This is a genomic window from Pantoea sp. FN0305 (assembly GCF_050113845.1).
Lineage (GTDB): Bacteria > Pseudomonadota > Gammaproteobacteria > Enterobacterales > Enterobacteriaceae > Mixta > Mixta alhagi.
The window spans coordinates 1-14,934 of the sequence record NZ_JBNJSN010000005.1; the positions used below are offsets into that span (position 1 = coordinate 1).

Below are 14,934 nucleotides of genomic sequence, written 5' to 3' on the forward strand. Positions count from 1 at the left end.
CACGATCAACAACCTGTTTGACTGCTTCAATTTTAAACTCTTCGGGATAACGCTTACCGCTCATGGGCACCTCTCTTCAAGTCATTTTAAATGACTCTGAAGTGTCTGTTAAACCTGTGGCGATTCATCCCGGTCAGACTTCTTAGCCAGTTACGGCCACTTTTAATTGGTTTTCGTAAATCAAAAGGATTAACTCAAAGAGAATTATCCGCTAGGTTGGGTGTCACTCAGCAGACTTATGCTCGCCTTGAGGCAAACCCTTCAAAAGCAAGTTTTCAGCGCCTGTACAACGTGTTAAATATTTTGGGAGTGGAGATTTCGCTTAGTTCTGAACCTATTTCAACTTATACAAAGGCTTCAAATTTGGTTGAAAAGGAGTTTGATTCACCGGCAAGGCGTGAAGAATGGTGATAGTAGCCAGGCTATTTGATAGGGCTGTACGTCAGGCACTGCCCCTAAGGAAGGTGCGATTTGTGAGCAAGGGCGCTTTGCATCGGGGTTAGCGGACCGTCAATATGGGAGTTAGCGAGCACACAACCAGCCGCGAAGATCCCCGCGTCATAGCGACATAGAGGTGTCGTGCATCCATCTCTTCCGGGGATGTGATGACTGCCACCTCTCCTTCCAGCCCCCTTAGCAACAATGTGCTGCCGATTACACGCCGGGCCAGCGGTCGACTCTCGTGGCGATTGCGTTCTCGCTCATTTACCGTGGAGTCTGCAAAAGTGTAGCCTCCGGCAGCAGCCGACTGCAGGGCACGCAAACAACAGCGCAATACCTCTGGCCGATAGACCCGCGCATTGTCCTGACGAGTCAGAAGGCGCAACGCCTCTGCGGCCAGCATAAAACCTGGTCTCTCTGCAAATGCCACTAACGCTGCTTCGGCAACCGTCGGCGGGTTGCGGGCTCGCCCTCTTCGTAGCGTTTCTAGGCGGGGCAGCAATGCTGCGGGGCCAACCTGGGTCATGACGCCTGCGGCAAACTGCACCAGGCGCGTCAACGCATCCGCAGCTTCCAGGTTAAACGCTTCACCAAAGTCGGTAAGGTCGACCAAATCGACGGCTTCGACGGTCGTTGCCCCCGGGATCTGGCTGGCCATCTGCTGACGCCCGCGGGTGTCGTAGCTGTTTCCAATCACCAGTACCTGCCCGTTCGCGGTGACCGCGCGCGTCAGGGCGGCAGTAAGACGCTGCTAAACAGCGGTTTCTGCCTGTAACAGGGGCTTGCTTTAGGGCTAATGAAGTTGCTGATTTTGATGCCTTGTCGGCAGGAGAGTGCATTGATGGATTATCAATCTCACATACCTTTACCGTCTTACCCTTTTTCAGATCGGGCAGAGCGGGAATTGCAGGCGCAGTACCTTTCGCAAGTGCCTTCCAGTAACCGGCAAGCGGCCTGGGTATCCGCATTTCGCTGCATCGTTTTGCCAGTAACTCAGTACTGATGTCATACAACACAGCTATACATTCCGCGGGCTCGCACCAGACCAAGTGGTACAGCGTTTCCCGATCCTAGGGCAAAGTCTGCGCGGCATCGTGTGGATTCATCTCTGACATTGCGTCTCCCCTCCTATGGGTACATTATCAGGAATCTTTGCCTGTTGGTGATTGAAAGAAATATGAGCTGCTTCCCATTGATTGGCGCGACTGAAACTGAGCGGGAAGAGATTGACGCCATTTTGCAAGATACGTGGGAAAGCGCTGAGGATGGATTCTTTCAATAAGCCGATTTCGAATCGGGAAAATCTTGACGTGATCAGAACTGATTGATAGGGAGAAACGCCGTGGGGCTATATGAGAAGTGGTGTGAATCCATTAAAGAAAATGATGAACGCAAGTATTACTGGACGTATGTCGAGAAGGACGGCGGCCGCGATGATATCCGCGAGGACCTTGCTGAGACCATTCGCTCGCACTACGAACGACTTGAACGCATCGCCGATGACGTAGGGCGACTAGGATACAAGGTTGCTGCCAAGATCCTCCGCGAGGCAATGCCTAATACCCCGAAGGGCCGCTCTGGCGACCTCGGCGAAATCCTTGCGACTGAACTAGTTGAGGAAGAAATCGGTCTGCGGGTACCCGTGCGCCGGCTCCGTTACAAGGACGGCCGTAACATGGCCATGCGCGGCGATGACTTCATCGGCGCGGGCTACCAAGGCAATAAGCTCTGGCTGCTAAAAGGTGAAGCTAAAAGTAACCAGAAGCTTGGCAAAACCACGGTCACCGCCGCCCGCAAGGTCCTCGACCGCGACAATGGCCGCTGCACGCCTGACTCGCTGCTGTTCGTCGCCAATCGCCTGCTGGAGAGCAACGACGCTGGCGATAACGCACTGGGTCGCGACCTTCGTGACGAAGTGGGTCTTAAGTCTATGCCAGCCGATCGCATCGACCACATGCTCTTCACCGTGTCGGGTAACGGCCCTCACGCTTCCCTGAAAGAGAACCTTGAAGCCGCTGGAGTCAACAGGGACCATTACGTCGTGAACATTCACGTCGAAGACCATCAGGATTTCATTGCGGCAATGTACCTAGAGGCGGAAGATCTTGGAGACGACTGAAGAATTAAGCACCTTCCTGACGGCCGCTACAGTTGACGGTATTCTCGGGCGCCTCCTCTATCGCGGTGCAGCTTGGTCGTTGATGCGCAAGAATGGCGTATTGCCGCAAAACGCTCCGCCGCTTGGCGCAACCATCGAAACAGATCTTGCCGAGCACGGTTTTGCCCTGCTTCGAGGCGCAATGGCACTGCGGGCTCAGGCTGGTGCTTCGGAACTCACTGGCAAGGCCTTTGAGCGCGCAGCCAACGCCTTCGAAGCCCTCGTGCGTAATGGTGATCCAGAGTCGCCTGATCGCGGATTCCGCCGCACCATTGCTGCTGCATCCTACCATCTAGCCGGCTTCTCGGCCGTCGCCTTTTCAATCTTCAACGAGATAGAGGAAGACCTTAACGTCTCACCCGGGGAAATAGCGATCCGACACCTGATACTGCGCGATCTCGATCAACTTCGCGGCTTCGTTCGCGACTGGTTGAATGATGGGGCTCACGGCGATGAGCAGATCGCGGCGGCCCTGCAGGGCGGAGACGCTGACGTCGACGAAGCACTGTCGACAATTCTCAATACGACGATCTGCCGTGCCCTGGCATTTTTCGACTTCGCGCTTGAGACGGGCGAGGTTGAGTCGTTCGAAGCCGCGCGAGGGTTCCTTACCACCGCTGTCGGGCTTGCCGACAACGCTGAGAACGTCCCGCTGTGGTGGATCTCGAACCTCTGCCGTCACCTGATCGACGACTTGTGGCAACACTCACTACACCAGAATTTGCCGACTGAGCCACCCGAGGGTGCGGAGGAAAAATATCCCGACCTGCGGCGGTTGTTTATATCTTCCCTTTACGCCCGCAAGACCTCAGAAGTGGAGCTATGGCCATCGCAGCGCGAAGCCGCCCAGCGCTCCACAGACGTCACGGACGATCTGGTCGTCGCCCTGCCGACCAGCGCGGGCAAAACACGGGTGGCAGAGATTGCCGCGTTAATGACCCTATCCTCCGCACGCCGGGTGCTAATCGTCACACCGCTGCGCGCTCTTTCGGCCCAGACCGAACGAACTTTCAGGAAGACCTTCGCGCCCCTAGGGTTTGGTGTCTCTTCTCTCTACGGCGCCAGCGGCCTTTCGGCCGGTGATGAAGACGCCCTCCGCACACGGGAGATCATCATTGCGACGCCCGAAAAACTCGACTTCGCGCTGAGAAGCGACCAGACGTTGATTGACGATGTCGGCCTGATCGTCCTCGACGAAGGCCACATGATCGGTCCTAGTGAGCGCGAAATCCGCTATGAGACGCTCGTGCAGCGTCTACTTCGGCGCACGGATGCGGCAGAGCGCCGAATAGTTTGCCTTTCCGCGATCCTGCCAAGCGGCGACGAACTCGACGACCTTACCGCATGGATTCGTTCCGACGAACCCGGGGAGCCTGTGCGTTCCGACTGGCGCCCAACGCGCCAGAGATTCGGCGCGCTTACCTGGCGAGGTAAGGACGCGTTGCTACGGCTCGATCTAGACGACGATGGCCCCTTCCTTGACAAATTCGTCGCGGAAAAACCAGCGCTCGGGAAGGAGAAGAAGCCCTATCCACGCAAGAACTCGCACCTCGCTCTGTTCGCGGCATGGGAGTTCGCGAGCCAGGGCAAGCGCACCTTGATCTTCTCTACCCAAGCAAACTGGGTCGAGAGCTACGGCAAACAAGTCGTGGAGCTCTGCAAGCGCGGCTATCTGGACTCGTTGCTGGAAGACGAGGCTCCAATCGCCCGCGCCCTAGAAGTCGGCAAGGAATGGTTGGGCGAGGATCACCCAGCCGTGGCCAGCCTGAAGGTGGGCGTTGCCATTCATCACGGCCGACTGCCGAGCCCGTTCCTACGCGAACTGGAACTGCTTCTATCCGAAGGAGCGCTAAAGGTCATTGTCGCTTCGCCGACGCTCTCGCAGGGCCTCAATCTCAACGCTGCCGTGCTGCTTGTGCCCGCGCTATATCGCGCCTCAGAGAAGATCAAAGGCGAGGAGTTCGCGAACGTGGCCGGCCGCGCCGGACGTGCATTCGTCGATGTCGAGGGGCTGATCGTCCATGTCATGTTCGACAAAATCAAATGGCGAAAGAAGGAATGGAGGGAACTGGTCGCCTCTGCCAAGGCCAGGACGCTTAAAAGCGGCCTTATTCAGATCGTTGCCGAAATCCTTGAGCGTCTATCACGCGAGGGCGTCTTGGATATAGATGACGCCTGGGAATATCTCGCCAACGCCCGCGAGGCTTGGAGGTCACCTGAAGAAGAAGCAGTGGTAGCAGAACGACTGGCAGCCGCAGTGGAATACGACGCTTCCACCGACGATGAAGACGAGACGGATGACGAGGAGGAAACCATCGACGAGGAGCCCCTGTCTCAGCTCGTCGAACGCCTCGACGCCACCGTATTCGGTCTGATCGAAGCCCTAGACGCTGATCGCGCCGATCTACCTAAACTTCTAGACGAGGCGCTCAGGGGGTCACTCTGGGCTCGCCAAATTGCTCGGGAGAACGAGGATGTCGCTTCCCTGCACCGGAAGGTATTCGAAGCACGCGCTGCTCTCATCTGGAAAGCTACCACCCCCCCTACGCGACGCGGGCATTTCGCGATGGGAGTAGGGCTCGAAGCTGGCCTCCTCATCGACGCTATGGCGGACGAGTTGGCCGAACTCATCGACAGGGCAGACAGTGCAGCGTTGAGCGGCGACATCAACGAACTCGCCGATGCTCTCGGCGGACTCGGCGAACGCCTGCTGTTCATGCGGCCTTTCATCCCTGACAAGGCGAACGCGCTGCCGCCGAACTGGAAAGCTATCCTACGTAGTTGGGTGTCCGGGGAAGAAGTCTCCAAGATCGGTCCGCAGAACATGCGGGCGGTCGAAGATGCCTTCACCTATCGGCTAGTCTGGGCGCTAGAAGCCGTCCGCACCCGGCGCATGTCCTTCGGCTGGTCGCCGGATACGGTGGCGGGCGCCGCTGCGGCTGCGGTCGAAACCGGTGTCCCCCAGTTCATGATGGCGATGCTGATCCGCGCAGGCCTGCCGTCACGGCGCGCGGCAATGGCGGCCATCGAAGATGCTGAACCAGTCTTCGTCACGCCCGCAGAAATGCGGGCTTGGCTTGAATCCGACGAGATTACGGCCAAAACCGACGCAGGCGACTGGCCAACACCCGACACCTCCGCGTTATGGGCCCGCTTCCGAACCGAAGCTCTCAGCGGAGGCATCCAGAAATGGTCCGTCGAACGCTATAAGCGCCTACTCGATACCGAGTCCTCCCCGCCCGCTGGCCTCTATCGAATCCTCACCGACGAAGGGGACGCGCGGACTTGGCTGACAACCCCCGACTACCAGCGGATCGCCGTCTTCAAGAAGCCAGCGGTTGATCCCAAGCCCAGTCTATTCTCGGGACAGTTGCCGGGCAAAACCCGGCTCGTGGATGCTCTACGCGTCGGCCGCGGAAAGTTGCGTTGGCCGACTGCCGACGTCTAAAAGGGAACGGTCAAGATGCTGTATGCCTGGATCGACGAACAGAAGCGCGCACCTGTCGCGAAGGGAGAGTGAATAAACTGCCATGACTGTGGCGACATGCTAACCGCCGTTTTCGAACGTTCAGGAAGCACTAAGAAAACATTCGTTTCGAACATGAATTGATTGAGGAAATTAACAAAGCTGCTGGTCCTGGGCAGTTCAGCTCATGGGTAAAAGAAGCTAGCTGGGAAAACTAGCTAAAATAGAGATGGAGTCGACAGGGAGTAAAAAGTAAAGAATGTTCTTTCCCTGTAATAAAAGAAGCTAAGTAGTGTTTTCTAAAACACCTCTTATCTCTTCTTTTTAGGCTTAATGTGAAGTTTAATATCATTTAGCTTCTGAAATCCATTTTCAATCGCTAAAATCACAGCCGAAACGTAAATATACATTTCTTTTGCTGAGTCAACGTCTATATTATCAATTATCTCATCATCATCTCTACCATGCGCAATGGTGTTTCTAACAAGTGTATAATCGCTTAACAGTGAATTTAACTTAGAGAAAGTTTCATGGGTTGTTAATCCAGGCACTGTATCATATGCTTTTTTAAACTTATCTGAAAACCGCTCATCGGTATCTTGACCGTATATTTTTTGATTTATATAACTCTCTAATGCCGCATATGACATAAAACAGGACATTTTGAAATTATTCTCATTGAGTAATGCGTATGCTTCTATGAGTAGCTCAAAGTAAAAAGGCTGGTGGTTTTTAGCCCCTACAATGTTTAACTCGCAAACAACTTCATCTGAGTTTCCATGATCCATACCCGTAGAGCAATATGAACCGCTATAAATAATCTTGCTTAAATTATTATCTATAGCATCAATTTCCATCGCCGATATATATGGCGGATTATTACCATCCATGTGAAATATGCAATCATCAAATTCAGATAGATTTTCTTTGTGAGGGTTGCTCGCGAAGTATGAATTAATAAAGTCATCAGAATTCAATGAGTTTATATTAGAAAAAGCCGCTTTGGTTGCAGGGCAAACAGAATTTATCTTTTGTTTTATTTCATCCAAAACAAAAATCTTGTTCACAATCTCCACTTCAAAAACCTTAAAGAAATCGTAATCAAATCCTCAATTTCCTTTGAAGTAATAGTTCTTTTCTGCATAGCCATCATAACCATTGGAGTATGAATAATCGGGATCGACAGATGTAGTATAAAACAACCTATATTTCTTTATAATACCCAAAGATGAATTCACCAAGTCAATATCATCACGTAAAGCATCATACATTTCATTAATTTTCATTTCACACCTTATTAAATTAACCACTCACCTCTAATCCAAGCTTGCATTTCAGATAGACGATAATCAGTAGCACCAATTTTAATACGTTTGGGGAACTTACCTTCCTTCCCAAGCTTACAGCGTGAGCTGCTCGCAAGAGTAGTCAGCCCGACAATCTTTCTCACGAATCATACGGTCATTGTTAGAAATGTTCTCAAGACCCTTTTTATCAACAACAGCCATTTTTTCATATTAGCCAGCCTTTTGTTTGAGGATTGTCACTTTTGACTCAACGCATGAGATGTTATTGAGGTATGTCGTCCAGAGCTCTAGCGCTTCCAGTTTCTTCACCATAAATTTACTTCGGTTGTAAATACCCGCCACATCGGGTAATGCAAGGCCTAACTGATCTGTTCCCTATTTATTCATACAGGCAGAGGCTAGCAACGTCGGCTTCAGACACAAAGCGTACAGTCTAAAACACCGTAAGGTCTGTTCAGAGCGATCTGCGGACATAGCTAACAGCATTCAACGGGGAGCAAGTCACAAGGCTGTCTAACCTTATACACAACTCAAAAAATAATGGCTCTGTCGCGTTAGACGCCACGCAATTTCGCCCTGTCAGGGAGTTAAATTTTTCCAGATGTCATAGCCGATATAAGCTAGCGTTGAGGTAGCAAACAGGGCAAAAATGATGACAACGTAGCGGAATCTACCCTGACTTGCGGCAATTTGCGCCTCCAGATAGCTCTTTTGCTGGCTCACTGCCTCGGTCAACGCCTGCTGGCTGGTTTGCAGAGACTCAATTGCCTGGGTTAGTGGGGTCAAATGCTGCACCAATGCTGCCGGGACGTCGGAAGACAACGTTTCAAGGCTGCTTAACACTTGCCTCCGATCGCTTTCCTGCCGTTCCGCGAGCATGGTTCGCGTCGTTTGCACTCCTTGGCACACGCCCTTGAGCTGCTGGTCAAGTTCGCTTATCGACTGCTTTATTTGCTGCTGGGCCTGCATGATACTTTCCAGCCGTTCAGCCAACCGCTGGTCACGCTCTCGCGTCGACTGTTGCTCGCTGGCATTCGCAGCGCAGGTTTCCTCCAGGAAGCGGTTAGCATTCAGCAGTTGCTGCAATAAGGCCTCAGCACTGTCGATACCCGTTTGCTGATACTGCTGTATTGCTGCCTTGACACTCTCATTTTGCTGGCCAAGAACATACGACAGTTTTTCAAAGACCTCACCGGTCGCGGCTTTCAGCTGGCTATCATAGTGTGCCGATTGTTGGCTAAGCGCGGCACTAATATTCTGTTTTTTTTCTTCAACCTGCGTCGAAATAAAATCTCTCAGCTTACTTATCGCCCCAGGGACATCGTCGTCTTGCAGCTCACGTAACGATTTTTTCAGTGGATTAATGATTTCTTCGGTGTTTGCACCTACCGCATTAATGGCATCATTGATTTCTTCAACCTTATCTTTGGTGTCCAGAACCTCTGTGTTGAGTTTTTTTAACGAACTCTCAAGGGGATTGAGCGGCTCCTTGAGTATTTTTACCATTAACTCGGCGAGCGATTTTTCTTTATTTTTTATTTCACTGGTCACGTTCATGTCTTATCCAGAATACTTTTCAGTTAAATTCATTAAATCTTCCCGCTGATTTTTCAACGCAACGCAGGAGAAAACTTGTAATAACGCATCACAATCATCACGTTCCTGAAAGACTGAATCCAGACGCGTACTTAATGTTTTGAGATACTCTTCATCAAGAAAGTGAACAAACTGCTCGCAGCGGACAAGATCCTCTTGTGATTCAACAGCAATTCTCTTTAACTCGTCTTCGCACGATACGGCCTGTTGCTTAAGTGAGATCTGTTTCTGAAGGGATTTATTCTGCTCTACCCGCAACTCATCGAGAATTACCCCATCTTTGGTGAGTTCGCTTTTGTATTGATTATGGACGTTCTCTGCGGCAGCCATCCATTGTGAGGTCCACAACCGAATGACTTCCACTTTGGCATTATCAGCGGCATGGATGACACTGTTTTTATCCGATAAATAATTCGCAGAACTAAGATAGGTGTCGATCCAGTAGTCATTGAGCCTATAGCGAATAGCATTGAAGTTTTCATCAAGAATATCCTGAACCGCCTGTCTCGTAGGTTCAACTTTGTTGCGGGCCACTTTTTGCCAGTAGACCGTCTTATTTTTCACATCCAGCTGGATATTCTTAATTTTAGAGCAATAGTCGGCGATCATGCTATGTAATGTGGTACATTTTTCACTGCTGTAACTTCCCTTCAATTTAAAGCTTGCGGCCTCTTCCGCAGCTTTATCGATAAGCCGTCGGCTGACAGGTAAAGCGTTATCTTTTAATAACCTCTCCGTTTTTTTTAATTTCTGCTGCGTCTGAGTAATAGCGTTTTTCCAAAACGTCAGTTTATCTTTTGTCTCTTGTTGCTGTTTTTTTAGCCCCAGCAGTTCTCTTTCGATTGCCGCCGTTTTTTCCTCCTGGATATATTTAACGCTGAGGTGGGTATCCAGGGTACTTCGCAGCCGTCCGAGTGGGCTTGTCGATGTTGCAATTTGTTCCAACAGTTCGCTACGCAAGTGGCTGACCATGGGGGCAACCCGGGCGTAAAGGGCGGTATCGTTTTCGGCCATACTCAGCCAACTGCTGCCAAACTCGAGCGGAAAGTAGAGGTTCCGATCTTTCGCCGCGTCGCTCAGGTTGCTAAAGCGTTCAATCTGTTCAATAAGGCGCTGACGTAACTGCGCGATATCGATAGCCGGATCGTTGCGAATCAGCGTCTTCACCGACTGCGCTGAGTAAGAATAGGTCGTCACGATACGAAACCGATGCGGCATCGCCTGCCAGTCCTCAATACCCGGCAGGGTGATAACCTGTGGCTGCAGGAAGCTCAAATCGTCGCCACGACCAATCAGCAGGACCAAATCAGCGAAGGGAAGATAGGTCTTCGCCATGTGATTTACATGCTTTTGCTCTTCCATATTGGCGGGATTATCACCAGGCAGATCCAGAATACGCACGCCGGGCGCTCCCGAAGTTTTTATCCTGAAAAAACGCCTCGGAATATGCACAATACAGGGAGAATCAACAACCAGTTCACCCCGTTCCATCTGCTTTCTGAGCTGCGCTAAGGTCTCTGTCATATCGTCGTCAGAGGCAAACCAGTGCGTTTTCGATTGCACAAACAATCCCCAGCGCTGGTCCGTTGAACGACGATATTCCATGGCGGTGGCGGTGGATGATTTTCCGGCTTCCCGCCCGCCGCGTAGCACGTGCGATAGCGTTGCCATCTGCTGCAGATCGATATCCATCAGGTCGAGCAGTAAGGTGGTTTTGCCGACCTGCGTCTTACCAAATATGACCACGTACGGTTCGGCATCGCTTTCCTTAAGTTGTATCCTTTCCTGAACGTCATGACTTAATGTCTTAATCAGCCGATCGTAGGCGCGAAAAGCCCACTCCGACTGCCGTGACTCTAACCGCTGCCAATAATCAATAACTTTCCCGGACGTCATCTCACTCACCACGGCTGGTGATTAATACTTGCAGGCCCGTAGCCGATGAACCCAGCTCATTGCGCAGGTCGTCGATAAGGGCATTCACATCGGCGATGGCTTTCGCGAGCCGATCCTTGCGCATCAGCATTTCGTCCATGTGATAACGCGCACGTAACGTTTCGCTAATCCGCTTACGCGCCGCGCTCATCGTGTCATCGAATTGATTGCGTAAATGCTCAATATGGTGGTCATGAACACTGGCAAGCATGACGTGTGCCTGGCTGCTCGCTTTTTTCTCAAAAGTACGCATTCGCGTTATTGCAGACGCGGTCACGTAGGCCGCCGCCACAACGGCTGTTACCGCAACGGCAGCAGGATGCATCATCACCGGTGCGGGGGGAAGAGGTGAACCCGTCGGGTCAGCAGAAGGCTTATCCTGGCCAAAGAGCGTGCCGAGGATATCGGAATCGCCATCGCTGACAACGTCAATCGCCAGCACCGCGGCCAGTGATTTTATTGCGGTCTTGCCAAGATCAACCCCTGCGTTGAGAGTTTGAACCCCTTTTGCCGCGACGTTACCCGCGGATGTCTCGCCATCGTCCTGCTCAAGCGTGACGTAGGGCCGCAGCTCTTTGCAAATCTCAGGCATGGCGTACACAAGGCGGGTGTACTCTAGCGAGAGCACCGGGATCAATTCCACGCTCTTCCTCAGCTGTTTATTCACCACTGGAATGTTTTCCGCATTCGACGTGGCACCATGATTTAGCAACATTTTGATATTACTTATTTTTTCTGCATCCAGCTGTTCGTGTTGCACGGGCTGCCCGGCGCTATTCATATAGCCAAGTGCTACCAGCTTCTCCAGCTTCGGTGATGCAGGCAAGTTTGGGCGATCGTTGCCGTTTGGAATGGGCTTGAGTTTCGCCGCCGTCAATTGTTGCAGACTGTTCACATAGTCGTCGAAGAAATCAGCTGATGCGTCCTGCCATGAATCCTGAACCAGTTGCTGCAATTTGCCTTTTGTCTCACTGGTGGTATCAAATGCATTCGATATCCAGTTGGCAAATCCCTCATGCTCCTTGACCAGCCTACGGTCCATATTAGCCTTCGCCGCCTCAAAAGTTTTAGCGATGCACATTTTTACCTTTTTGGTATGCTCCTCCCGCAATTCCTGCACGGCAGTGTCAAACACTTCCAGAGCTTCGGCCAGCACCTGGCTGCCATCGTCCTGGCCGCCTTTATCACTGTGGTAATACAGACGTGACTGGGTGCGGATCATATTCATGACGCGCGGCAGATCCTTACTAACAATCCCAGTAAGGTGGGTTAACTGGAGATAACGGTTGGTTTGTCCGGAAAAGTTAAGGTCGTCAATGGCCCGACGAAGGTGCGGCATCCATTCTGTTACGTATTCCGGATCGTCGGTGCCGGTTAAAATAATGTTGTTATCGGCATATTCGGCAGCGACATTGAAGGTTTCGGCCGCGCTTTTTCTTAATTCAGCTTGACGTTGCGGATTGTGGCGAAACGCTTCTGTCTTGGAGATAACAATATAAGGTTTACAATTCTTAAGCTCTTTTTCCAGCATATCTTTGACGATTTCGAGCTGCTGCTGGTTTGCCAGTCGCGTCTCATCGGTCACGATAATACAACCGCCTGCCGCTATCATCGCCTGACGCATCAGTTCTTGCCACTCACGATTTTCACGCTCTTGTTTTTCATAACCAGGAAGCAGTAACCAGGCCTGGTTATTGCGGGTAAAATAACGCTGCGGTACCTTCAGTATCGGCAGTAAATCCCCGGCATCAGGATCGCAGACCGCGCGCTGAAACTCGTTGACGTCGACGCCGATATCATCCAGCGTCAAACCATTTCCAGTTTCGACCAGGCGGCGGACATAACCCTGCGCTACTTTAGTCTCACGACTCTCGAGGATCAGTACCGGCATTTTCTCGCCGCGTCCTTCATTACTGCGTAACCAGCCGCTATTGTCATGATGCAGGTTATACAGGCTCGCCATCAGCGTCGTTTTACCCGCCCCTTGCGAGCCGCCTATCGCCACGATCCAGGTATCGGCGAGCACCTCAGCAAGCAGCAGTCGTCGCATGACCTCAAGTAATTTTTCATCAAGCTCCTCACCGTCAAGTGCGGAACAGGCCCCACGTAAACGACGCAAAGCATTATTCAGAGCCTTGAGCTGAATTTCAGGTGATTCCATTGGCATTTCTTATCCTCAGCAGGTCTTAATTATCCATCCTTATCGGTCGGCCCGTAGCCTGGTACGATAAGAACGACGGCGGTTGGTTTTGAAGTTGGAGTGAGTAACGTCCCTTTCAAAGAACCTTTTGTCCCAGCAGCATCCACGACAGTTTCGGAAAAGGTCACCGGCACAGCCACCAGTCGTACAAATGTACACGCGCTTAAAAAAGCAATGTAAGCGGTAATATGTATCGGTGATGTTCCTGTAATAATTAGCGCACCAGTCAATTTATATTAAAAATATGACCTGCTCTTCATGGATTAATACATCAGCGGCGTTAGTAAAGTCCGCTCCTGGCACACGTCAAAGGTCTCATCCGCATAGTCAAATGCGCCCTGAAGGGACCAGTCGCTCACAGGCTATAATTAGAAGCTTGTGTGTAGTCACTTTAGTTGCTTCAACGGATAAGAATTGGAGCTGCTGGAACCGTCGCTGTAGGCCTCAGTAATAATGATTTTTTTACCCTCAACAGCATATCTGACCGTGCTGTCTGCAGGATCATCCCGCCAGCGACCGGTGCTGTCAGGATTGTCAGATGCCCACATCACTTGATTGCCGATAAGTTTGCACTTGATGGCCCAGCGGGTTCCATCGTTCTGTCGGATATAATGTACGTAAGCAATACCTGACTCGACTTTATCCAGCCGCATGATTTTGAGGTCACGATCGAACATTGCCGCAGAAACAGCCTTGCAAACCTGACCCACCGTCACTTCAGAAGCCAGTACCGGAGCAGCAAACACGAGCGGAACAAGAAGCAGCAGTTTCTTCATATGGATCCATCCTTTTAGTTATGTTCTTGAATAACGCTTATCGTATATTTCGGCAACCTGAAGCATTTCTTGACGAATATTTAGCATTAGGATGACAGGACTGACTAATAAAATCCCTGGTGTAATCTCACGCACTCCCTGACGGTTAGCCCTGCTCCTGCTGTACATCCTTAGCGTGGTACGCGAACAAAACATCGGGCATGAGGCCCGTTTTCTCTATGGTTGCCAGCACGGACTGCGTTGAAGCCTCAGCGATAACCTTCATCGCTTCATCACGAATTTCGACATACGCTGGGTCTTCATGGGGCACGAAGGGCTCAAGGAGGTGGGCGATGGCTTTACCGTTAACAGAAAGGCTGAACGTGCCAGCGGCACGATCCACATTCCAGATGTAGATGAGTGGCCATAAACCCAGTTCGTCGCATTCGGCCTCACTGCGGATCCCCGGCAGATACACAGGCATTGACAGCTTTTCATCACTCAGCGTCAGCGCGATAAACTGCTGCGCCGTCAGTCGGGAACCCTGCCCGGGCGCAGCGTCAGGTTTTTTCTTTTTAAAGAATCCGAACATGGTCTTTCCTTGTTTATGATGAATCGGAGGGATAGTCACTGTCTTACAGAGCGGATGAATCAGAGCGTCACGGACCACAGCGCAGACTCGCGGTAACTCTCATTCGGCAAAAGTGATTTTTACACATTTCATGTCACCAGAAACGAGAATTACTTATCGCTTTTCCTGGCAAGATAGCCATGATGATGGCCAACACATTGCTAGCGTGGATGCTGGCACTATCACGAAGAAACGAGGGAGATTCCTTCGATTACATATGCAGCATTATTGGTTGCCGTTTTATTGGGAAGTGGAGTCGTCACTTTTCTTAACGTCCTTCTGCCCTCTTCCGCCAGATCGAACCTCATAAAGTTGTTTAGAAATCAGCAGGTATTCAATGGCAGGCCATGCTGTGGTTCACGCTGCATTTCAAAGGCGTCACCAACATCAGCAAATGCTCCGGACAAAGACGCGCTGTTCATGTGGGCCAGATGCCCAAACGTCC

The 14,934-nt window shown here is 51.4% G+C and carries 11 protein-coding genes and 2 pseudogenes; 3 read left to right on the plus strand and 10 right to left on the minus strand.

Features of this window, described 5'->3' with window-relative positions; all coding sequences use genetic code 11:
• Nucleotides 1-90 precede the first annotated feature (90 nt).
• Entirely contained in the window at nt 91-411 is a 321-nt protein-coding gene (locus ACQE3Y_RS11085) for a helix-turn-helix domain-containing protein (protein WP_426981675.1), read from the plus strand.
• A gap of 88 nt (nt 412-499) precedes the next feature.
• On the opposite strand, the gene ACQE3Y_RS11090 is transcribed toward ACQE3Y_RS11085, so the two are convergent.
• Nucleotides 500-1,138: a hypothetical protein gene (locus tag ACQE3Y_RS11090; RefSeq protein ID WP_426981676.1), complete on the minus strand. Its 639-nt coding sequence runs from the start codon at nt 1,136-1,138 to the stop codon at nt 500-502.
• A 165-nt stretch (nt 1,139-1,303) separates the two neighbouring features.
• A pseudogene (locus tag ACQE3Y_RS11095) lies at nt 1,304-1,499 on the minus strand (hypothetical protein); the annotation flags it as partial.
• Between the two features lie 284 nt (nt 1,500-1,783).
• Between ACQE3Y_RS11095 and ACQE3Y_RS11100 the strand changes: the two are divergent.
• Nucleotides 1,784-2,560 carry a HamA C-terminal domain-containing protein gene (locus ACQE3Y_RS11100; protein WP_426981677.1) on the plus strand — a complete coding sequence of 259 codons (777 nt, stop codon included), beginning with the start codon at nt 1,784-1,786 and terminating at the stop codon, nt 2,558-2,560.
• On the plus strand, nt 2,547-6,047 hold the full coding sequence (locus ACQE3Y_RS11105; protein ID WP_426981678.1) for a DEAD/DEAH box helicase: 3,501 nt from the start codon (nt 2,547-2,549) through the stop codon (nt 6,045-6,047). Before ACQE3Y_RS11100 ends, ACQE3Y_RS11105 begins: the two co-directional genes overlap by 14 nt.
• Nucleotides 6,048-6,376: 329 nt before the next feature.
• On the opposite strand, the gene ACQE3Y_RS11110 is transcribed toward ACQE3Y_RS11105, so the two are convergent.
• From ACQE3Y_RS11110 to ACQE3Y_RS11145, 8 genes and pseudogenes are all read right to left on the minus strand, one after another.
• Nucleotides 6,377-7,141 carry a hypothetical protein gene (locus ACQE3Y_RS11110; RefSeq protein ID WP_426981679.1) on the minus strand — a complete coding sequence of 255 codons (765 nt, stop codon included), beginning with the start codon at nt 7,139-7,141 and terminating at the stop codon, nt 6,377-6,379.
• Between the two features lie 33 nt (nt 7,142-7,174).
• The gene (locus ACQE3Y_RS11115) at nt 7,175-7,351 is read right to left on the minus strand and encodes a hypothetical protein (RefSeq protein WP_426981680.1); all 177 of its coding nucleotides are present in this window, start codon (nt 7,349-7,351) and stop codon (nt 7,175-7,177) included.
• Between the two features lie 11 nt (nt 7,352-7,362).
• A pseudogene (locus ACQE3Y_RS11120) lies at nt 7,363-7,573 on the minus strand (helix-turn-helix transcriptional regulator).
• Nucleotides 7,574-7,951: 378 nt separating this feature from the next.
• On the minus strand, nt 7,952-8,929 hold the full coding sequence (locus tag ACQE3Y_RS11125; protein WP_426981681.1) for a hypothetical protein: 978 nt from the start codon (nt 8,927-8,929) through the stop codon (nt 7,952-7,954).
• Nucleotides 8,930-8,932: 3 nt separating this feature from the next.
• Nucleotides 8,933-10,864, minus strand: a complete 1,932-nt coding sequence (locus ACQE3Y_RS11130; RefSeq protein WP_426981682.1) for a hypothetical protein — start codon at nt 10,862-10,864, stop codon at nt 8,933-8,935.
• A 1-nt stretch (nt 10,865) separates the two neighbouring features.
• Nucleotides 10,866-13,064, minus strand: coding sequence for a hypothetical protein (locus ACQE3Y_RS11135; protein WP_426981683.1), 2,199 nt, complete (start codon nt 13,062-13,064; stop codon nt 10,866-10,868).
• 425 nt (nt 13,065-13,489) lie between these two features.
• The gene (locus tag ACQE3Y_RS11140) at nt 13,490-13,879 is read right to left on the minus strand and encodes a hypothetical protein (protein WP_426981684.1); all 390 of its coding nucleotides are present in this window, start codon (nt 13,877-13,879) and stop codon (nt 13,490-13,492) included.
• A gap of 145 nt (nt 13,880-14,024) precedes the next feature.
• Entirely contained in the window at nt 14,025-14,450 is a 426-nt protein-coding gene (locus ACQE3Y_RS11145; RefSeq protein WP_426981685.1) for a hypothetical protein, read from the minus strand.
• Between the last annotated feature and the right edge of the window lie 484 nt (nt 14,451-14,934).

Bases quoted from the DNA above. Each gene is read 5' to 3' on its own strand.
- ACQE3Y_RS11085 (WP_426981675.1), top strand. From the start codon at position 91: ATGACTCTGAAGTGTCTGTTAAACCTGTGGCGATTCATCCCGGTCAGA.
- ACQE3Y_RS11145 (WP_426981685.1), bottom strand. From the start codon at position 14,450: ATGTTCGGATTCTTTAAAAAGAAAAAACCTGACGCTGCGCCCGGGCAG.
- ACQE3Y_RS11115 (WP_426981680.1), bottom strand. From the start codon at position 7,351: ATGAAAATTAATGAAATGTATGATGCTTTACGTGATGATATTGACTTG.
- ACQE3Y_RS11140 (WP_426981684.1), bottom strand. From the start codon at position 13,879: ATGAAGAAACTGCTGCTTCTTGTTCCGCTCGTGTTTGCTGCTCCGGTA.
- ACQE3Y_RS11125 (WP_426981681.1), bottom strand. From the start codon at position 8,929: ATGAACGTGACCAGTGAAATAAAAAATAAAGAAAAATCGCTCGCCGAG.
- ACQE3Y_RS11135 (WP_426981683.1), bottom strand. From the start codon at position 13,064: ATGGAATCACCTGAAATTCAGCTCAAGGCTCTGAATAATGCTTTGCGT.
- ACQE3Y_RS11130 (WP_426981682.1), bottom strand. From the start codon at position 10,864: ATGACGTCCGGGAAAGTTATTGATTATTGGCAGCGGTTAGAGTCACGG.